Source organism: Wolbachia endosymbiont of Bemisia tabaci (genome assembly GCF_003999585.1).
Taxonomy (GTDB): domain Bacteria; phylum Pseudomonadota; class Alphaproteobacteria; order Rickettsiales; family Anaplasmataceae; genus Wolbachia.
The window spans coordinates 444,016-464,642 of record NZ_CP016430.1; the positions used below are offsets into that span (position 1 = coordinate 444,016).

21 protein-coding genes are annotated in these 20,627 nt (G+C 33.9%); 13 read left to right on the forward strand and 8 right to left on the reverse strand.

The annotated features are described in order from the left end of the window. Window positions 1-353 precede the first annotated feature (353 nt). Window positions 354-512, reverse strand: coding sequence for a type II toxin-antitoxin system RelE family toxin (locus BBB02_RS06100; RefSeq protein ID WP_007302132.1), 159 nt, complete (start codon window positions 510-512; stop codon window positions 354-356). Window positions 513-650: 138 nt separating this feature from the next. Between BBB02_RS06100 and BBB02_RS02055 the strand changes: the two genes are divergently transcribed. Further along, window positions 651-1,052, forward strand: a complete 402-nt coding sequence (locus BBB02_RS02055) for a hypothetical protein (protein WP_127463814.1) — start codon at window positions 651-653, stop codon at window positions 1,050-1,052. Here BBB02_RS02055 and trhO read toward each other — a convergent pair. Beyond that, the gene (gene trhO, locus BBB02_RS02060; RefSeq protein ID WP_127463815.1) at window positions 1,049-1,897 is read right to left on the reverse strand and encodes an oxygen-dependent tRNA uridine(34) hydroxylase TrhO; all 849 of its coding nucleotides are present in this window, start codon (window positions 1,895-1,897) and stop codon (window positions 1,049-1,051) included. The two genes, BBB02_RS02055 and trhO, sit on opposite strands and share 4 nt — an antisense overlap. Window positions 1,898-2,027: 130 nt before the next feature. Here trhO and BBB02_RS02065 point away from each other — a divergent pair, with 130 nt between their 5' ends. Then, window positions 2,028-3,626, forward strand: coding sequence for an ABC transporter permease (locus BBB02_RS02065; RefSeq protein WP_127463816.1), 1,599 nt, complete (start codon window positions 2,028-2,030; stop codon window positions 3,624-3,626). A 202-nt stretch (window positions 3,627-3,828) separates the two neighbouring features. Here BBB02_RS02065 and apaG read toward each other — a convergent pair whose 3' ends face one another. Then, the gene (gene apaG, locus BBB02_RS02070; protein WP_010402892.1) at window positions 3,829-4,233 is read right to left on the reverse strand and encodes a Co2+/Mg2+ efflux protein ApaG; all 405 of its coding nucleotides are present in this window, start codon (window positions 4,231-4,233) and stop codon (window positions 3,829-3,831) included. Between the two features lie 106 nt (window positions 4,234-4,339). Here apaG and BBB02_RS02075 point away from each other — a divergent pair, with 106 nt between their 5' ends. Beyond that, the gene (locus tag BBB02_RS02075) at window positions 4,340-5,416 is read left to right on the forward strand and encodes a 5-(carboxyamino)imidazole ribonucleotide synthase (protein ID WP_127464292.1); all 1,077 of its coding nucleotides are present in this window, start codon (window positions 4,340-4,342) and stop codon (window positions 5,414-5,416) included. Window position 5,417: 1 nt separating this feature from the next. Here the strand turns inward: BBB02_RS02075 and BBB02_RS02080 are convergent, their stop codons facing one another. Further along, on the reverse strand, window positions 5,418-6,440 hold the full coding sequence (locus tag BBB02_RS02080) for an aspartate-semialdehyde dehydrogenase (RefSeq protein ID WP_127463817.1): 1,023 nt from the start codon (window positions 6,438-6,440) through the stop codon (window positions 5,418-5,420). 138 nt (window positions 6,441-6,578) lie between these two features. On the opposite strand from BBB02_RS02080, the gene BBB02_RS02085 reads away from it, so the two are divergent. Next, window positions 6,579-7,004, forward strand: coding sequence for a hypothetical protein (locus BBB02_RS02085; RefSeq protein WP_015587974.1), 426 nt, complete (start codon window positions 6,579-6,581; stop codon window positions 7,002-7,004). A 28-nt stretch (window positions 7,005-7,032) separates the two neighbouring features. Here the strand turns inward: BBB02_RS02085 and BBB02_RS02090 are convergent, their stop codons facing one another. Next, window positions 7,033-8,319, reverse strand: a complete 1,287-nt coding sequence (locus BBB02_RS02090; RefSeq protein ID WP_127463818.1) for an APC family permease — start codon at window positions 8,317-8,319, stop codon at window positions 7,033-7,035. Window positions 8,320-8,389: 70 nt separating this feature from the next. Then, window positions 8,390-9,664, reverse strand: a complete 1,275-nt coding sequence (locus BBB02_RS02095; protein WP_127463819.1) for an APC family permease — start codon at window positions 9,662-9,664, stop codon at window positions 8,390-8,392. Between the two features lie 145 nt (window positions 9,665-9,809). Here BBB02_RS02095 and BBB02_RS06360 point away from each other — a divergent pair, with 145 nt between their 5' ends. The 3 genes from BBB02_RS06360 to surE all read left to right on the forward strand — a co-directional run bounded on the left by BBB02_RS06360 (window position 9,810) and on the right by surE (window position 12,113). Next, complete coding sequence (locus BBB02_RS06360) at window positions 9,810-10,247, forward strand: hypothetical protein (protein ID WP_245970166.1); 438 nt, start codon at window positions 9,810-9,812, stop codon at window positions 10,245-10,247. A gap of 38 nt (window positions 10,248-10,285) precedes the next feature. After that, a complete protein-coding gene (locus BBB02_RS02100; protein WP_245970167.1) occupies window positions 10,286-11,239 on the forward strand; it encodes a hypothetical protein in 954 nt (317 codons plus the stop codon). A gap of 103 nt (window positions 11,240-11,342) precedes the next feature. Beyond that, complete coding sequence (surE, locus tag BBB02_RS02105; RefSeq protein WP_127463820.1) at window positions 11,343-12,113, forward strand: 5'/3'-nucleotidase SurE; 771 nt, start codon at window positions 11,343-11,345, stop codon at window positions 12,111-12,113. On the opposite strand, the gene hisS is transcribed toward surE, so the two are convergent. Together hisS and BBB02_RS02115 are read right to left on the reverse strand one after the other, a co-directional pair. Continuing rightward, on the reverse strand, window positions 12,110-13,333 hold the full coding sequence (gene hisS, locus BBB02_RS02110) for a histidine--tRNA ligase (RefSeq protein ID WP_127463821.1): 1,224 nt from the start codon (window positions 13,331-13,333) through the stop codon (window positions 12,110-12,112). The two genes, surE and hisS, sit on opposite strands and share 4 nt — an antisense overlap. After that, a complete protein-coding gene (locus tag BBB02_RS02115; RefSeq protein WP_006015115.1) occupies window positions 13,330-13,902 on the reverse strand; it encodes a NifU family protein in 573 nt (190 codons plus the stop codon). Before BBB02_RS02115 ends, hisS begins: the two co-directional genes overlap by 4 nt. Before the next feature lie 169 nt (window positions 13,903-14,071). Here BBB02_RS02115 and BBB02_RS02120 point away from each other — a divergent pair, with 169 nt between their 5' ends. The 6 genes from BBB02_RS02120 (at window position 14,072) to BBB02_RS02145 (ending at window position 20,565) form a co-directional block, all read left to right on the forward strand. Further along, the gene (locus tag BBB02_RS02120) at window positions 14,072-14,323 is read left to right on the forward strand and encodes a DnaJ domain-containing protein (RefSeq protein ID WP_245970168.1); all 252 of its coding nucleotides are present in this window, start codon (window positions 14,072-14,074) and stop codon (window positions 14,321-14,323) included. A gap of 91 nt (window positions 14,324-14,414) precedes the next feature. Continuing rightward, window positions 14,415-15,575: an ankyrin repeat domain-containing protein gene (locus BBB02_RS02125; protein WP_127463823.1), complete on the forward strand. Its 1,161-nt coding sequence runs from the start codon at window positions 14,415-14,417 to the stop codon at window positions 15,573-15,575. A 260-nt stretch (window positions 15,576-15,835) separates the two neighbouring features. Then, on the forward strand, window positions 15,836-16,987 hold the full coding sequence (locus tag BBB02_RS02130; RefSeq protein WP_127463824.1) for an ankyrin repeat domain-containing protein: 1,152 nt from the start codon (window positions 15,836-15,838) through the stop codon (window positions 16,985-16,987). 278 nt (window positions 16,988-17,265) lie between these two features. After that, complete coding sequence (locus tag BBB02_RS02135) at window positions 17,266-18,447, forward strand: ankyrin repeat domain-containing protein (RefSeq protein WP_127464293.1); 1,182 nt, start codon at window positions 17,266-17,268, stop codon at window positions 18,445-18,447. 130 nt (window positions 18,448-18,577) lie between these two features. Continuing rightward, window positions 18,578-19,804 carry a cytochrome b gene (locus BBB02_RS02140; protein ID WP_127463825.1) on the forward strand — a complete coding sequence of 409 codons (1,227 nt, stop codon included), beginning with the start codon at window positions 18,578-18,580 and terminating at the stop codon, window positions 19,802-19,804. Then, window positions 19,804-20,565, forward strand: coding sequence for a cytochrome c1 (locus BBB02_RS02145; RefSeq protein WP_127463826.1), 762 nt, complete (start codon window positions 19,804-19,806; stop codon window positions 20,563-20,565). The genes BBB02_RS02140 and BBB02_RS02145 overlap by 1 nt, the downstream gene beginning before the upstream one ends. Window positions 20,566-20,627 lie beyond the last annotated feature (62 nt).

Here is a 20,627-nt window from a genome sequence, read left to right on the forward strand (position 1 = left end):
CAATTAGAACAAATAGTAACTATCACAGAGATAGGACATAGATGTGATATTTATAAAAAATAAATATAAATATTAAATATACATTATACAGCCCTCCTTCCTGATCCATTCTTCACCTTAGGTGGCTTTGCTCAGCTCAAAAATAACTCATTTTTGCTATCCCCTATAATTTTACTACTCTACAGAGACAGCTACTATAAAATAGGCTCTAATAACGAATTAGAGATCACCGTTACAAAGAATAGAAGGTTACAGTAAGTTAATACTGGAAGGATATTAGTATGGAGCCTCAGATTCGTAAATGTCTTTTCTGTGTTTTATTGAAACAATGGTTACTTCATACTTTGCAGCATTTATATGATACGATAATCGCCAGTTCTCAGTCTTCTGTATCCTTTGAGTTTGTAACAAAACGATTCACCAAAATCAATTGGATTAACTGTAAGTCGCTCTTTTACTATCTCTTCAACTCTTAACTTTATTGTTTTTGGAAAAGCTCTTCTTACTAACATTTTTCAGGAATTTAATCTTATAGCGCTTTAGTCTCACCTATAGTGGTAAGATTATCTACTTATTCTTGTATGGAAATTTACCAATTTTTAAGATGCTCAGTGTAATAAAAACATATTCTAATAGTATGGAAAAATAAAATGACATTTGAACAATCTATAAAAAATGGCGTTATAAATTTACATAATTTGCGTAGCAAAACAATAGGTGAGCTTATCGATTGTTTAAAAACAAGAGATGATATCAAAGAATTTGCTTTTCAAGATGATGATACTGATCATAGTATACAATATAGGAAAGGTAGAAATATTAGTAATAATATGAAACTTAGGTGTATAGGTGCAGCAATTGGTTTAGTTGCTGGTCTAGTTGCAGCATGTTATTTAGGGCAAGAAACTTTAACTCTTATCGGTGTTTCTGGTGTAGTGTTGATTGCATTTGCTATAGTTGGTGCATTACTTGGAGCTGGAGCGGGCTATGTCGTAGGTAAATGCCTTGACAAAATTAAGGTTACAAATATGCAAGGAGAAAGAAGTTGTTAAAGGTTCGTGTTGTATTCTGAATTTCTTTCAATACTTAAAGATTTACAATCAGAGCAAACCACTTGGCCACGTGGAACTGATTTTAGCTCATCAGTTGAAACTTTACTTGAGCAGAATATGCATTTTATTTTATCACTTGGGGCGAGTGAGTGATCAACAGCAATTCTATCATCAAAAACAAAACACTCGCCTTCCCAATTACCACTTTTATTACCAGTTTTTTCAAGATAGGAAAGAATACCGCCTTTAAGATGGTAAACATCTTTAAATCCAAGGCTTTTCATATATGCTGTAGATTTCTCACATCTGATTCCACCAGTACAGTACATAGCTACTCTCAGGTCTTTACTCTCAGAAAATGACTCTGCCCACTGAGGAAAATCGCGAAAACGCTGAGTGTGTGGATTAATTGCATTTTTAAACTTGCCTAGTTTTACTTCGTATTCATTTCGTGTGTCTATTACTAAAACGTTAGGTTGAGAGATAAAATCATCCCAATATTCTGAATCAATGTACTGACCTCTAACGGAAGTATCGAGATTACTTACACCAAGATTCACAATTTCTCTTTTTAATCTTACTTTCATCTTACTAAATGGTTGATATTCTGCCGAGCTCTCTTTCCACGTAAGACCTTTCAGCCTGTCATCAGAACGTAAAAAATCAAATATTTTATCAATTGCGCTTCTCTCTCCAGATACGGTTGCATTGATACCCTCTTCTGCAAGAAGGAGTATAGTGCCTTTTAATTCGACATTGTCGCATGCAACTTTTATTTCATCTTTCATGTCATAATAATTAGAGAGTTTTACAAAATGATAGAAAGTTGCAATGACAAAACTCATAATTAATTAGTTTATCGATTTAAAACATAATATATAAAATTATGAAGATATTCAATAGGACGGCTGTTAATTACTGGATATCTTTAGTTTTTGCATATAACATTTTAATATCAAATATAGATTCAAGTTAATGTTTCTGAGAGTATTTAAAAATATATTCTTGTTTTTAGTAAGTGTATTATTTGTCTGCCCTATACTATCGTTAATATCGATTCTATTTACAGAATCAGCAAACTCTGGATGGGTAATTAGTAGACTTTTTCCTGAATATATACTCAATACGTTGATTTTGATGGTAGGAGTAGGGTTAATATCCTTTATATTTGGAGTAATTCCAGCTTGGCTTACTACATTTTTTTCGTTTCCCGGAAGTAGAATTTTTGAGATTGCCTTATTCTTTCCGATATCAATTCCTGGATATATAGTATCGTTTGTTTATGTAAATACGCTAGAGTTTTCAGGTCCGATTCAGAGCTTGTTAAGAGATACTTTTCAATTGGGCAAAGGTGACTATTGGTTTCCCGAGATCAAATCCCTAGGTGGTGGAATATTAGTAATGGGATTTAGTCTATATCCATACGTTTATATGTTGGTCCGCTCAAGTCTAAAGAGCGTTAGTAACTCAGTCACTATTGCATCAACACTTGGGTTCTCCTCATTACAGAGTCTGCTTTCTGTCATCATACCCTCCATACGTCCATCAATTATAGCTGGGTTATCCTTGGTACTAATGGAAGTAATTACAGATTTCGGCACACCACAGTTTCTTGCTATCGATACTTTCACGACGGGAATATACCGTACTTGGTTTTTACTGCATGACAAATATTCAACTACTGTTTTGGCAGTTGCAGAACTGATTTTCGTTGCAACACTAATAGTTATCGAAAAAAAACTACAAAAAAGAGAAATATCTTACTCTTCAATCAATACTAATGCAGATTATCACAATAAACGTAGTATAAACGGTTCTATATCGTTGATCTTTTCTTATCTTATGTGTTTATTGCCGATATTAATAGGCTTTATTTTACCAATGATTCCACTTATATATTGGAGCATAGAGAAAGGCTTTTTCATATACGAAGCAAGATTTTATAATATAATAACAAACAGTATTAGTTTATCGTTTATTACCGCGCTAATCTCGATCAGCATTGCAATAATTATTGGATATACAGCACGTAAAAATAAGGTAATAAGCAATATAGCACGTCTCATTTCTCTTGGATATGCAATTCCAAATGCAATTATTGCAATTAGCATAATAATGTTTTTAAGCAGAATATCTTCTTTCATTACTCAATATATTGTAGAAATTAGCTTGGTAGGAACTATTGGCGCATTAGTTTACTCATATTTATTTCGTTTTTTTGCTATATCTTTCAAGGCGATAGAGTCGGGACTCAAAAAAACACCAAATGAAATTGAATGGACTGCATATACTATGGGTCATGGGCCTATTTCCACGTGCCTGAATATTCATATTCCCCTTATCAAGAAAAGCATACTATCGGGATTTCTGCTCGTGTTTATGGATACGGTAAAAGAACTCACGGCAACACTAATTATCAGACCATTTAATTTTGAAACTATATCAACTAGAGTATATGAACTTGTCAGCGATGAGCGTTACAGAGAAGCTGCCCCATTTTCGTTAATGATAGTTATTATAGGTTTAACCTCTACAATAATCTTATTCACACTTGATGATAAGAATCAAAAATAAACTATTTTGCATCTGTTCAGCAGAGTAACAAAATAAGATAGACGAAAAAAGACAACTATAGAAGCAAATGGTCAGTGCTTTCGTGTTTATCAACTTAGTTGGATCTCAGTATCAGCTACTCGGATGACATTATGGAAGCTCAAATGACAAAACAAGAAGCACTGGTTTCAGATGCACTTAAACAAATACACTATCTTGATGATCAATGAGGTCTAGTGTTAACGTATGGACTATCTAAGGAAAAGGGTGGTACCATAACATCAAAGGTTTTTATGCTCTCTTCGTTCAGAAATTCATATTTACCCTGCATTATTCCTGATGGTGTATTTAAGTATGTTCCACTTGTATATTTGAATACCTCTCCAGATTTTATTACAGGTTGTTCTCCAATAACACCAACTCCGGCAATTTCATTTATTTTGCCCTTATGATCTATTATTCGCCAATAGCGACTTAATAATTGAATGGTTGATGAGCTTTTATTTTTTATCTTAACATTATACATCCATACGTAACAATTTTCATAAGGAATGGATTGCTCTTCAATGTAAATTGGCAAAACTGTAACTTCAACAGAATTAGTAATAAGTGTGTATTTCATGGTCATCGTAAAGTGTTCATGATAAAAATTTAACACACTTCAATTATACACTTTTTTCATAGATTTTCCAAGCATATTATCGTACTCTAACTAGGAAATATTAATCTACATGATGAACAAAACAGATCCACTGGATAAAAAAGTGATAGGAATAATAGGAAGTGGGCAATTAGGTAAAATGACTGCTATCGCTGCAATAAAACTTGGGCACAAAACGCATATTTTTGCCAGTGCTAAAAACGATCCAGCTTGTTCTGTTGCTGATGATTTAACAATAGCAGACTTCTGTGATAAGAGGGCACTTGAATCTTTTGCACAGAGTGTGGATTTAGTCACTATTGAGTCTGAAAATATTCCATGTAGTGCAATTGATATTGTGTCGCTGCACGCAGATTTTTATCCAGGCAAAAAGGCGTTACACATTTCGCAAAATAGGCTGAGAGAGAAAGATTTTATTAGAGATTTAAGCATAAAAACTGCTGATTACAAAAGTATACAAAATTATAATCAGCTACTAGAAAGTAGTGAAACTTTTAGCTATCCAGTGAGGCTAAAAACAACAGAAATGGGTTATGATGGAAAAGGACAATATGTGATTGAAAATGATTCTGAACTGAAGCAATTTGCTTCCTTCGATTGGAATAAAGAGTACATTCTTGAAGCAAGTGTTGATTTACTGAAAGAGGTTTCAATAGTCGTTGCAAGAGATAAAAACGGTAAAGTAGCTTTTTTTCCTATAGCAGAAAATCACCACGTTGACGGAATACTTAATACTTCAATAGCACCAGCTAAAATAGATAATAAATTAGCCCAAGAGGTACAAAAAACTGCAGAGAAAATAGCAACTGCGCTTGATGTAGTAGGAATTCTATCTATTGAATTTTTCATCACTAAAAATCATGAATTACTAGTTAATGAACTGGCCCCAAGACCCCACAATTCTTGCCACTGGAGCTTGGATGCATGCAACGTTAGTCAATTCGAGCAGCTAGTTAGGATAATATGCGGGCTATCTATGCAGGAAGTAGTATTACGCTTTCCTTGCATGACAAAAAATATAATAGGTAATGATATATATAATTCTCACAAATATTTGAGCAACGAAAAAGCTAGTTTAACCATATATGGGAAAAAAGAGGTTAGGGACAAGCGTAAAATGGGACATGTCAATATAGATTTAAGTTATTGAGCTATAAATGCTCTTTGATCAAGATCTCCAAGATCTGCACTATATTTAGTGCTGCACCTTTGCGTAGATTGTCAGCTACTATCCACATATTTAATCCGTGTTTAACGGTATCGTCTTGTCTAATACGCGATATGTATACGGCATCCTCTTGCACAACATCAATCTGAGTCATATATCCACCATCTTCGCGCTTATCTTGTACTAAAATTCCATCGTCTTCACTGAGCATTTCACGAGCTTCTTCTTCAGTTATATGCTGATCAAATTCTACATTTACTGCTATAGCATGACCAACAAGAACAGGTACTCGTACACAAGTTGCAGTTACTTTTATATCCTCTTCTAAAATTTTTTTTGTCTCCTCTTGAATTTTCCACTCCTCTTTTGTAGAACCATCTTCCATGAACTCTCCTATATGAGGAATACAATTAAATGCTATTTGCTTAGGAAATATTTCAGGTTTTTTAGCTTCATTCATAAAGATTTTTTTTGTCTGATTGTAAAGCTCATCCATTGCTGCTTTACCTACACCAGAAGTTGATTGATAAGTTGAAGCAACGATTCTCTTTATTTTTGCTTTTTTGTGTAATAAATGTAATGCCAGCAACATTTGTATTGTAGTACAGTTTGGATTAGATATTATGTTATGGTTTTTATATTCCGTAATTTTATCTTTGTTGATCTCTGGAATAACTAGTGGCACGCCTTCTTTCATCCTAAAATAGGAAGTGTTATCTATCACAACGCACCCAGCCTCAGTTGCAATTGGTACGTATCTCTCAGAAACATGAGATTCTGCACAGAAAATGGCTATATTAGTTCCAACGAAATCATAATCCTCAAGGCATAAAACTGTTAACTCTTTGTCACCAAAACTCACCTTTTTTCCCTTTGATTTTTTCGATGCAAAAGCAACAACAGAATCTATTGAAATTTTTCCTTCGTCTTGAAACTCGGCAAGCGTGCTTAATACCTCACGCCCTACTCTTCCTGTTGCTCCAATAATAGCAATTTTATATCCCATATAGATAAACCTCTGACTTTAAAGCTATATTATATTTTTACTGATAAAATTTACAATTACTTTAATATTTTTACCTTGCAATTAACCATAATTTAGTTATAATTATAAGATACTAGTAATATTGCATGGTAGAATGAAATGAGTAAAAAACATGATGACACTAAGGTCAAACCTGCAGTATCTGAATTTCAAAAGCCTGAAAAAGTCAATAGATTAGAGATTCAAAATGTTCTTTCGAAAAAAAGCAAGCCAGCGATAAATTTTGATGATAAAAAGTATGGTGTGAAAATTTCTAAGATAGACCAGCATCTTTCAAACAAGAAGCAAGAATCTTTTGGATTAAGAGATTTTTTAAGTTCAATACCAATAATAGGAAGATTTTTAGTGAAAATTTTCACGCCTGAAAAAGAAGAGTATAAAAAACTGCAATCGCAAATAGGTCTTTCTAATAAAGCAAAAAATGAGATCTACATAGATAATAAACGCACAGAAGAAGTAGGTAGTAAACTTGAGAATGGTAATATTGAACAAGTAGATAAAGAGAAAAAAAATCTTGGCCCATAAATATTAACCATTTAAAGTGTATCTCTCACTACTGAATTTGTTGCACAGAAGTTTTGCAGTACCAAAATAAATAAATGGGTATGCCACTTGCAGTGAAAAGGCTCGAAATCAGCAGAGTACCTACAGGGGTTTCTAATATTACCCAACAACAAAAGGTTGTTGCTATACCACCAATTAAAAGCTTATAATAACTCCTCTCCTGTATAATAACCTTTAGAAAAGCAAAACAACACGCAAGATAAACGAACAAAAATGAAATTACAGAAAAGTCAATAATCGACGTAATCTGCTGGGCAAAATTGTTGTTTGAAGTGAGAATTAGTAAAATTGCAGTTCCAATTGAACTAACTGTTATTCCCCAAAAAGGAGAGCCATGCTTGTTCCTTTTAGCAAAGAATTTTGGCATAAGTCTATCTTCTGCAAGACCAAAAGCAACTTGTCCACTAGATAAAACCCAAGCATTTAGACTACCGATACAAAAAATGAATGCAACTATAGAAATAATTAAATGCCAATTACCAGAGAACATAATTTTTATCGCATCAACATATGGTGCTCTTGAACTTGCTAAATTATTGCCATTGATCAACCCCATAATCGCAAAATTGTTGATGAAATATATAACAGCAACACAAATTGTGCCAAGCACCACAGCTTTTGGTATAGTTTTAGCTGGATTATCAACTGAACCTGCAGGTGCTGTTGCCAATTCAAGTCCAATAAAACACCATAAAGTAAGGAGTGTAGAGCGGGCAAGAATTTGCGATGTTGTAAGACTTAGTATTTCTTCACTTATGATAAAATTATTTCTATCGAAAAAAAACAACGCTGCTACAGGTATTGCAAGCAATACAGCAACCTTCACAACCGTGAGTAAAAACTCAATTCGCCCTGCAGTAGCTATTCCCCTTAAATTTATTAATGTAATGATTGTAAATAACAACAGCTCTAAAAATAAACGCATGCTTTGGATATCCTCGTGGAAAAATGGTGTAAGATAGCCAACACCCACAACTATTAAAGCTGTTGTACTAACCCATGAGATTACCCAATATGTCCAACCAACAAAGAACGCTGCAGCAGGACCAAAAGTATGTTTCACATAAACGTGAGGACCTCCTGTTTCTGGAAACTTTGCACATAGCGTAGCAAAAACTAGCGCAAGAGACACAGCACCAGCTCCTGATATCATCCAGCTTATAAGGCTATAAGCGCCATATGGAGCAAGGCTAATTGGAAGCATAAAAACCCCAGAGCCGATCTGACTACTAATGACTAAAGCAAAAACAGCCCAAAAACCTATTTTATTTGACACAATACCTCTTAATTCTATTAATGTAAGCCAGTAGTATAGCTTAAGAATTTTAGCAAATAAAAAATTTAAGTTAAGTTTTTAGTTTATGATACCAAAGTAGATAAATAAGTGTTCCGCTTAAAGGGAATAGACTTGATATTAACAATGTTTTTATAGAAGTCTCGTATATTATCCAACAGCAAAAAGATACAGCCACACCTCCAATTAAAAATTTGCAGTAGCTTTTGTCTTGTATATTAACTTTGAGAAAAGCAAGGCTACATGCTAAGTAGATAAACAAAAATGACACCACAGAGATATCAATTATTGAAGTTACTTGCTCAGCAAAACTTTTGTTTGACGTTAGGATAAGTAAAACTAACACCCCCAAAGTACTGAGTATTATTCCCCATAATGGAGCATCACGCTTATTTTTTTTGCCAAAAAATTGCGGCATTAACTTGTCTTTTGCAAGGCCTAAGGTGACCTGTCCATCAGCTAAAAACCAAGCATTTAAATTACTTACAGAAACGATAAAGGCAACAACAGAAATAATTAAATGCCAATTACCTGGAAACATAATTTTGATCGCATCAACATATGGTGCTTTTGAACTAGCTAGGTCATTACAACTTATCAATCCCATAATTGAAAGACTATTGATGAAATATATCACAGCAACACAGACTGTTCCAAGCACTATAGCCCTTGGTATTGTTTTAGAGGGATTATTGACATATCCTGCAGGTGCCGTTGCTGATTCAAGTCCAATAAAACACCATAGAGTAAGGAGTGTAGAACGAGCAAGAGTTTGTGATATTGTAAAGTTTGATACTTCCTCGCTTACAATAAAATTATTTTTATCAAAGAAAAACAACCCTGCGATAGGTATTGCGAGAAGTGCAATAATTTTAACAATGGTCAGCAAAAGCTCAACATGCCCAGCAGTAGTTACTCCCCTTAAGTTTATTAGCATAATAGCTAAAATTAATGTTATTTCTAAAAGCAAACGTATATCTTGTATATCATTATGAAAAAGCGGGGCTAAATAACCGATACTTGCAATTGTCACAGCTGTTGAGCTTACCCACGAGCTTACCCAATATGTCCAGCCAACAAAAAAAGCTGCTGTAGAGCCAAAGGCATGTTTCACATAAATATGAGGACCACCCGTTTCTGGAAATTTTGCGCAGAGTGAAGCAAAAACTAAAGCAAGAGATATAGCACCAAATCCTGATATAACCCAGCTTATGAGGCTATAAGCGCCGTATGGTGCAAGGCTAATTGGGAGCATAAAAATTCCAGAGCCGATTTGGCTACTGATCACCAAGGCGAAAATAGCCAAAAAGCCTATTTTATTTGACACGACAATGTTTAATTTTTATCTGAATATATTAACAATATAGCTGAAGCTCGAAAATTTCAATCGATCTTTTTTGTATAAAAATTTGCATTTTTTTAATTTAAGCATATAATGAGAAGTATATTAATAGATTATTAAGAAGTGGTTTATGAATCCGAGGTTAAAAACATTTTTGGTTGTTTGTGGGTATGTTCTATTAGTTGGTGCTGCTATTGGAGCAATTCTTTTATTTGACTACTTACTTCAGATCGCGCTTTATGCATTCCTTCTTGCCAAAACTTCAAGTGAGGTGTTAGCTGTTTTTGGAACACTTGCAGTTTTACTTGCCACTTGTGTTTTGTGCTACGGACTGCATAAGCTCTGTTCTATTTTTACAGAAAAGATTACAAGTAGCTATCAATCTTTCAAAAATGAAAATAGTGATGATAACATTTTTTCTGAAGTATATAATGATCCGACAATAGGGTTGAAAGATAAGATTTTATTTTTTTCTATATACTCAATATATTGTATCCAATTACCATTTTTGTATTGTTCATCGAAGATATCAGAGCTTAGCAGAGCATTATCAAATAGTAGAGCTTGAGTCTTAGAATATGTTTAGTGCTTATTAATACTATATTATTGATCCCAGTAGCACTTCTTGAGTTAATAAAGTATCCATTAATAAAGCTCTTCTCGCCTCTGGGTTTAAGTGTAAAGCAAATAAGCTTTTTGTTTAATGTAAGTGATGTAGGTACTGGTAATCAGAATGTTCATACTAGAAGTTTTGAGCAAAGCGTTATTGAGTGTGCCAAAAAATTAAAGGAAGAATATGGTAGTCCGTCAAACGAGCTGAATGAAGAATTTAAAAGTTATATAAGAGGTTTGACAAATCCTCAGAAAGAACTGATAGCACCTTATTTGAAGGTAGATAATTATAGAGAAGGAGAATGGGTAAGATGGGTAAATTCTAAAACCGGACTGACATTAACACAAGCCATAAATTTAGTTTTAATTGCAGCAACAAAGCAAAATGCAGATGTAGAGCTGTTGAAATCCATATTGCTGGTTCGTTTTGAGGAAAGTAATCGCCAGTGTGGTCCTGGAATGCTTAATCGTATCATTTATGCATTAAGTGGCCTTGAAGCAGAAAATAATTTTGCAGCTCAACTAGAACCTCAGATAATAGGAGAATTGGCCGGTAATGCTACTAAAAGATTTCTTGAGAGATCTGTAGATAAGCACTACTTTAAAATAAAAATTTTAAAAGAAAATTTTGATAACTTATATTCGCCAGGTTCTGGAGTGGATTTGAGCAATGCAAATGATGAAGTAAAGGATGGGATTTCTCATATGAGAAGTGCTATAAAAGAATTTGTATTTAAAGAGTTATATGTGAAGTTTTATAATGACTATGGAGAACATATTCGTAGAGGACAGATAAAACAAAAACTAAGGGAATTAATCACAGGTGAAGTCGTAGATGCAGCAATATTTGGTAAGATAGATGAGGTAGCAATACCTGCAGAACCATCCACTTGCCTTGAAAGAGTAAAAGCATTTTTTGGAGGTCATGCAAGGTCTTCTGCTGCTTAGTAGCTCTTAATTTTTCCTTATTGATTTGTAGCAGATTCTTTGTTATGGTTATGAAAAGAAACTTTAAACCTCATTAGTATACTTCGATAGTCGAGTGCTGCATATGATAATACTGATAACAAATGATGACGGCTTTGAAAGTAAAGGAATAAGATTACTCAAAAAGATTGCACATAGTTTTGCATCAGAAATATGGATAGTGGCACCAGATACTGATAGGAGTGGAGCTGCAAGATCTCTTGATTATCCAGTGAAGCAATCTATTAAAATAAATCGGTATAGCGAAAGGGAGTTTAGTGTGTCTGGTACTCCCGCAGATTGTGTCATTATCGCGTTAAATAAAATTATGAATAAAAAACCAGACTTAATATTATCTGGAGTAAATATTGGATCAAATGTTGGAGATGATATTTGTTATTCAGGCACAATCGGTGCTGCAATGGAAGGTGCTGCAAGATCTATACCTTCTATTGCGCTGAGCCAAGTTTATCATGATAAAATAGACTGGAACAATACAAAAGTTTTTGCACCAAAGGTTATTGCCAAGCTAATGAAAGTTGGTTGGCCTAAAGATATAGTGATGAGTATAAATTTTCCTGCTACAGAAAAAGTGAAAGGGGTCGAATTTGCTGAACAAGGTGAATATAACATTGATGGGGATTTAACTTTTACTGAAAATTCGAATGGTTCTTTGAGCTTAAATTGGTCTCGGGAACACTCAGGCAGTGGTAGTGTAGATAAAATAAAAGGAGGTTTTATTACTATTACACCGATAAAATTAGATTTTACAGATTATGATATATTAAATGCTATGAAAAATTCTTGTGCAGAGAAATTTTCTTCTATAGCTAACACTCCTATTGCTTCTGATTAGATATTTTCTACGATTTTATCGCGAGCAATCATTTTTTCTTCACCCGTGTCCATGTTTTTAATTTTTAAAGTTTTACTGCTTAGCTCTTCATTACCAAAAATTAATGCAATTTTTGCATTTGCTTGATTTGCTTTTTTCATGCGGGTTTTTAGAGTTCCACTATATTCGTAAATCACATATAAACCATTTCTGCGTAATTCACTTGCAAGTGTTAGAGCATGTTCTTCAGCTTCTCCACCGATTGGAATTATATAAATAGGCCTCTCTTTTTTTTCAGCATAGTTGATTAATTCCATTATACGCTCAATCCCCCCTGCAAATCCTATTGCTGGAGTGTGTTTTCCACCTACTGAAGATACTAGATTATCGTATCTTCCACCGGCAAAAACTGCTCCTTGTGCGCCTAAATCCTCTGTAACAAATTCAAATACTGTGTGACAATAATAGTCTAGACCTCGAACTAATTTGCTATTTACAGTGTAAGGTATGCCAAGAGCTTGCAGTCCATTTAACACCTGGTCAAAGAAATATGAAGATTCTTTTGTATAATAATCACTGATTTTTGGTGCGTCAGAGATTATTTCTTTATCTGTCTTATCCTTAGAGTCTAATATTCTGAGTGGGTTTTTAATCAATCTATTTTGACTATCTTCTGATAGGTTATTTTGAAACTTTTTTAAATACGATATCAAAGCTTCTCTATACTTACTTGTTGTTTCACTATCACCCAAAGAGTTGATTTCCAGTCTTACATTCTCATTGATGTCAAATTTAGTGAGTAAATGCTGAGCAAGTGATATCAATTCAATATCAGCTTTTGGATTTTCTATGCCAAAAACTTCAAAATTTATCTGATGAAATTGCCTTTGTCGTCCCTTTTGTGGTCTCTCATAACGAAATGCAGGTCCTGTTGAGAATAATTTTATCGGTGTTTGCAGTTTTTTTTCAATGAGTAGCCTTACAATTGCTGCAGTGAATTCAGGACGTAAAGTTATGCTCTTTCCCCCTTTATCATTGAAGCTATACATCTCTTTAGTGATGATATCTGAGCTATCACCTAAGGTTTTTGTAAAAACCTCCGTATACTCAAATATCGGAGTTTGAGCAGGCAAAAAGCCGTATAAACTTGAGATTCTATTTGCTGTTTGCTCTATATATTTAAATTTATACCATTCATCAAACAAAAGATCTTTCGTTCCTCTAACTGTTTGACTAGTCATAGCATAGTCTCTATACCTGAAACTTCTGGTATGTGATAGCTTAGCATATTCTGCACTCCTTGTTTTAAGGTAATTGCAGCACTTGGGCACCCAGAGCAAGCTCCTTGCAGTTCAACGTAAACTATTCCGTCTTTATAGCCACGGAACTTGATATCACCACCATCTTGAGCAACTGCAGGTTTAATATAACTTTCCATCAATTCTTTTATTCTATTTACAATTTCTATATCATTTTCATTAAAGAATTCTTCCTCTAGCATTTTATTATCACTTACTCCTTCTTTATCAAATGCTTTTCCACCAGAAGTAAAGTGATCCATAATTGTAGTTAAAATTTCCACCTTTACTATATCCCAATTCATTCTATCTGATTTTGTTACTGAAATAAAATCATGACCAAAAAATACTCTTACAACATGTTCTATTTGAAAAAGATTTACTGCTAGTTTAGAGTTCTTTATTTCATCTGCATTTGAAAAATCAGCTGTTTCTCCTTCGCTCAGAATTTCAAAACCAGGAAGAAATTTCAGCGTGTTTGGGTTTGGTGTTTCTTCAATCTGGATAAACATGTTATTTACCATGACAATTATAATTGTTACTATTTAATCATAAAATGATAAAAAAATATACATGTCATTCATCTTCTTCCTTTTTTTGATATTCACAATAATCACGTTTGTTTTACCTAGCGTTGTTGTATTTTTTCTCTTTTTGGCAAAGAGAAATAACATAAGTTTTATGATGAACTCTATATTCAGTAAGTTTTTGAACGAATTTAACAGTAGTAAAAGTTACACCAAAAATTACACTGGTGATAATATGTCCAAAGATGAAGCATTAAAAATACTGGGGCTGAATTCCGAGGCAAGCCAAAATGAAATCAATAAGGCATACCAAAATTTAATGAAACTGGTCCATCCAGACAAGGGAGGATCGGAATATTTTGCACAAAAGTTAAACGCAGCACGTGATAAGTTGCTGAAGACCTAATTTTTAACCATTGTTTTCTCTGTAAATTTTGCTTGTACATATTAAGTTGCATGATATAAAGCCGGAAACATTATTCTTTAGGAGGTATTTGATGAAAAAACTTGAGAGATTGAGAAAGAATTTATTTGCGGCTATAGATGAGCTTAATATTAAGAAAGTTAAAAGATATGTTAAAAAGGCAAGATATATAAATAAAGAAAAAGAGATTATTAATGGTAAAAAAGATGGTATGGCACCTATACATCTTGCTGTTTATAAAGCTAGCTTAGAGATAGTGCGGTTTTTGCTTAAAAATAATGCTAATATTAATGCTGTTAGTGATGGATGTCTTGTTCCTTACTCGTACGTTACTGCCATGAATAGCAAAACAGAAATAAAAGAAATGATATATCATTGTACTAGTAGTACCAATTCCCAAGTAATGCAAGGTTTTACAGCTTTACACTTAGCCTTTTTTTATTGTCGATTAGATATCGCGAATCTTCTGCTCAATAATAACACTATTAATATTAAAAATGCAAATGGCAAAAAAATAGCATTTGAGGTTATTCCAGATTATGAAAGTCTTTGCAGTGATGGCTGTGACATAGGAAAAATATTCTTAGCTGTGTTAAGATTTCATAAAAATAATTGTACAGAACTATTACTTTCTGCTAGAATTAATACTAAGTTAGAATTAGAAGCTGGTGATACTTCAGATGCAACAAGTAGTACAGCGAACCCTTTCTCAACCTCCACCAGGGCAGATACTAAGATAGGATTGGAAGTTAGTAGTACCGAAGACCCGTCAAGTAGCACAGTGAATTCTTTCTTTACTCCTACCAGAGCAGATTTTAAAGAAGCTAGCAGCATCATAAGCGGCTCAGTAAAACCTTCTTCTTTTATTAATAATATATTTAGTTGGGTAACCACTGCCACATTTAGTGGCTTATTCAGCAGTGTTCCTGCTTTACCTTCTGCACAGCAATCTGTTGACCACTTAGATGGTAGCCCAACTGGTTCTTCACAAGTTGATTTTAATGGGACAGCTCTACTAACTGATGTAATGATCAGAAAGTTCACAGGGAAAAAATACTCAAGCCCACTAGAAGATTCACTTCTCACAATAGAAGAAATTAGAGAAAGAAAGCTTAACACTATAGAAAAAAACTTCGAGACAGCACTGAGTAAGTGTGAAAAACTTTATCAATGTCCTGAAAGTTCATTAAGCAATTTAACGATATCTAAAGGTATGCATCAAAAGTCCCTTTAAATCAGTTAAAATAAGCACTCTAATTCGAGTGCTTATATTTACAAAACTTATCCCTTATTTCCTTTTCTAAAGCAGATTGCTTCTTATTAAGAGCAAAAAAATTTAAATAAGGAAGCTCAGCATGTCTTGTACGAAAGTTAAAGTGATAGATTGCTGAAGACTTAATTTTTAACTATTGAAATTTTTCTCTGCAAATTTTGCTTGCACATATTAAGTTGCATGATATAAAGCCGGGAGCATTCTCTTTTAGGAGGTATTTGATGGAAAAACAAAAAATAATTGAGATTTTAGGAAGAAATTTATTTTCTGCTATAAGCAGAAGTGATTTTCAGAAAGTTAAAGAATGTATTAAAGAGATAGAGTATAAACAAATAAAAAATGAGGTTGTGAATTATGAAAAATACTATATGAAACCTATACATCATGCTACTCTCTTGGGTGATTTAAAGATATTAGAGTTTTTATGTAACAGTGGTGCTGATGTTAATACTACTAATCGATATTTGAGTACTCCCTTGCACATTGCTGCTATACATAACAGATTAGAAATAGCAAAGTTTCTACTTGATCGTGGTGCTAACGTCAATGCTACAGATTATAAAGGCCTTACACCTTTGTACTTAGCATCTAACCACTGTCATTTAGATATGGTAAAACTCCTACTCTGTAGAGGTGCTGATGCTAGTATTCAAAGTCATTACGGCAAAACAGCATTAGATGTTGTTGGAAATGCTAGGAAAGATGAATGTAGTAGTAGTGAAATTCAAAAAATAGAATCTGTATTGAGCAGTGCTACTGAAGCCGACTGTGAAGCAAAATTAACTTCTATAAAAGCAGGTATTAAAGACGCTAACGACAGCACAGATTTTGTAAGTAGTGCAGCGAGTCTTCAATTATCCCCTACCAAAGCAATTAAGATAGAATTGGAAGTTAGTAATACCAAAAACTTGGCAAGTAGCACAGTGAACTCTTCCTCCACTCTTATCAGAGAAAATTTTGAAGAAGTTAGCAGCACTGCAAGCAATGCTGTAAAACCTTCCTCTTTTATTAATAGTATATTTAGTGGGATAACTACTACCATCAGTAGCTTGTTCAGCAGTGCTCCTGCCTTACCTCCTGCACAGCAATCTGTTGATCACTTGGCTGGTAGCACAATTAGTTCTTCACAAGTTGATTGTAATGGAATAATTCTACTAACTGCTGCAGCAATAAGTAAGTTCACAGGAAAAAAATATTCAAGGCCACTGGACAATTCACTTCTCACAATAGAAGAAATTAGAGAAAGAAAGCTTAACACTATAGAAAAAAACTTCGAGACAGCACTTAGTAAGTGTGAAAAACTTTATCAATGTCCTGAAAGTTCATTAAGCAATTTAACGATATCTAAAGGTATGCATCAAAAGTCCCTTTAAATCAGTTAAAATAAGCACTCTAATTCGAGTGCTTATTTTCGTATAATCCTCTTTAAGTTAAAGCTCTTATATGTTGGGAATAAGCTGCTACGAAATTTAAGTAAATTAAGGAGGCTTATGGTATTTTGTACAAAAACTAAATGTAGCACGTGATGAAATAACAATCTCTTACGTTGTAAATTTTTTTTAATTTTACATATAAATTCCACTAGCATATGCCCAAATTATGTGGTATAAGGGCAAAAATTTTATCCTTTAGGAGGGTTATGGTTACAAAAATGGTTACAAAAACAGAAGTTGAAAAATGGAGAGATGGGCTACGTTCTGCAGTAAAGGAACGTGATTTTCAAAAAGCTGAGGAGTATATTAGAGAAGGAAAGAAACATACTACTAACGTTATTAACTCTAAAGATAGAAATGGTAACTCACCCTTATCGATTGCTGTTAGTAAACAAGATTTAGAAATGATGGGTTTTTTAATTGAGAATGGCGCAGATGTTAATATTGAGGACTTTTTTCGTGTGCCTCCTATATACTATGCTGTTACAAAGGGCACCACAGAAATGATAGAGCTTCTAATCGATAAAAAGGCTAGCATTAGTGGTTATTTTTCATATGCTGGTGAAAGACGCACTCTTGTAGGCTGGGCTATAGATGAAAATAGTCCGAAAAAAGTTGAGGTCCTGCTTAAGCATGGTGCTAGTCCAAATAGCAAATTTGACTTTTACGACGATTCACAAGATTCGTGTCTACATGCTGCTATCCGAAGAGATTACAAAAAAATAGTTGAACTTCTCGTTAAATATAAAGCTGATGTCAATGTTCAAAACGAACGGGGGGAAACACCTATATATTTGGCTATTAGTTCAAAACGTCCAAAAATAATTAAGCTGTTATATGATAATGGTGCCGACATTGATAATGTTAAGAATATAAGGAACGAGACACCATCAGATTATGTTAAGTTATTTTATTCCGGCAAAACGATAAAAGAAATTGCTGCAGAAGCAGAGAGTGCCAATGTAAACTCAGAAGATATTACTCCTGCACCAAGTAGTGCAGTAAGACCTTCTTCTTTTATTAATAGTGTATTTAGTTGGATGGGAACTTCAACAACTGCTGCACTCAGTAGCTTATTTCAGAGTGCCCCTGCTTTACCTTCTGCACAGCAATCTGTTGCACATTTGACTGGAAGCCCAATTGATTTTTCGCAAGTTGATTTTAATGGAACAGCTCTGCTAGCTGACGTGGTAATCAGAAAGTTTATCGGGAGGAAATATTCAAGACCATTGGATGATTCACTTTTGACATTGGAGCAAATTAGAGAAAGAAAGGTTAGTGCTATAGAAAGGGATATCAAGATGGTAATTAGTGAGTTTGAAAAACTTGATCAATGTCCTCGAAGTTTATTAAGCAATTCAACAATATCTAAAGGTGTATGTCATCAAAAATCCCTCTAAATCAGTTAAAACAAGCACTCAAGTCTGAGTGCTTGTTTTCGTGAAATCTATTATTTAAATTAAACTTTTTATTGTGCGTTGTAGGTAAGTTGTTACAATAAAATGAGTTAAGATGAAAAAACTTTAAGTTATGGAAGATGATAGCAAGAAAGAAATAACAGAAGAAAAAGGTATATTAGGTTGGATAGAGTATAGACTGCCTATATTTTCTTTTCTAAAACATACTGCTTCTTATCAAGTACCAAAAAATTTAAATTATGCTTGGAATTTTGGTTCTTTGGCTGGTATAGCACTAATTTTGCAGATAATAACAGGTATATTTCTTGCTATGCACTACACTCCGCATGTTGATCATGCATTTAATAGTGTGGAGCGTATAATGCGTGACGTAAGTTATGGGTGGCTGATACGTTACACTCATGCTGTTGGGGCGTCACTCTTCTTTATGGTGGTCTATGTTCATATCATGCGTGGATTATATTACGGATCTTATAAGAGGCCGCGAGAAATGGTGTGGTTTGTTGGCATATTTATATTTTTTGCAATGATGGCAACTGCCTTTATGGGATATGTTCTTCCATGGGGACAAATGAGCTTTTGGGGTGCAACAGTTATAACTCAATTATTTTCAGCCATACCTTTAATTGGCGATAAAGTAGTTATATGGTTGTGGGGTAGTTTTTCCGTTGATAACCCAACACTTAATCGTTTTTTTGCACTTCATTATCTTCTGCCCTTCATTATTATTGCTTTAGCTATGTTGCATGTTGTTGCTCTGCATAGATTTGGCTCTAATAACCCAAGTGGAATAGAAGTAAGATCAGGTAAGGACACTATTCCTTTTTACCCTTATTATATAGCAAAGGACTGCATAACTTTTGGTTTATTTTTTATAATTTTGTTTGGATTTGTTTTTTATGCCCCTAATTATCTTGGGCATCCTGATAATTATATAGAAGCTGATCCTATGGTAACTCCAGTACACATAGTACCAGAGTGGTATTTCCTACCTTTTTATGCGATGTTGCGCTCAATTCCAAATAAGCTTATTGGTGTACTTACCATGTTTGGATCTATTTTAGTGTGGTTTCTTTTGCCTTGGCTTGATAAATCAAAGGTTAAAAGTGGCGCTTATCGCCCATTATTTAAGAAATTTTTTTGGATTTTTGCAATAAATTTTGCATTTCTTGCTTGGCTTGGAGGGCAGGAAGTTAAAGAGCCTTACATTACCTTAAGTAGGCTCTCAACTCTTTATTATTTTTCATATTTTGTGATAATTTTACCTTTACTTAGTAAGTATGAGAAACCAAAAAAATTACCAAAAACAATAAGCGATTCCGTGCCGGAGATGAAGTGATGCTATTGGTTAAAGTTGCTGTGTTTTGTGTATTATTTTTCGCTAATTCTCTATCTGCAGAGGAGTTTAAACCTTTACCAAATAAGAAAATTGACTGGAGTTTTAATGGAATCACCGGATCTTTCGATAGAAAGTCAATTCAGCGTGGCTATAAAGTATACAAGGAAGTCTGTGCTGCTTGCCATTCAATGAATAGAATAGCGTTTCGTAACTTGCAAGATGTTGGTTTTTCCGAAGAGGATGTAAAACAAATTGCAGCCTCTTACCAAGTTAAAGATGGTCCGAATGATCTAGGTGAAATGTTTGATAGGCCTGGAACACCTTCAGATTACTTTATTGCACCTTTTGATACAAAGGAAGCAGCTGCAGCAAGCAACAATGGTGCAGTTCCACCAGATTTATCACTAATTGTTAAAGCAAGGCACGATGGTGCAAACTATGTCTATTCACTTTTGACAGGCTATCAAAACGGTGAACATGATGAGAACGGTTTATATTTTAATCCATATTTTTCAACAGGTAGGTTAGCTATGGCCCCACCTCTTTCTGAAGGAATGGTAGAATATGATGGTGCAAGACAAGCCACAGTTGAAAATATGTCATATGACGTGGTAAATTTTTTACAATGGGCAGCGGAGCCAGAACTGGAGCGCCGACATAAACTTGGGCTAAAAATAGTGACATATTTTATAATTTTGACGGTGTTTTTTGTATTAACCAACAACAGGATTTGGAGCAGGCTCTATAAAAAGAAAAAATAGAGTTTTTTATGTTCATTCTTTTATACCTTATTTACACTAGCAAATGTATTATATAATAACAA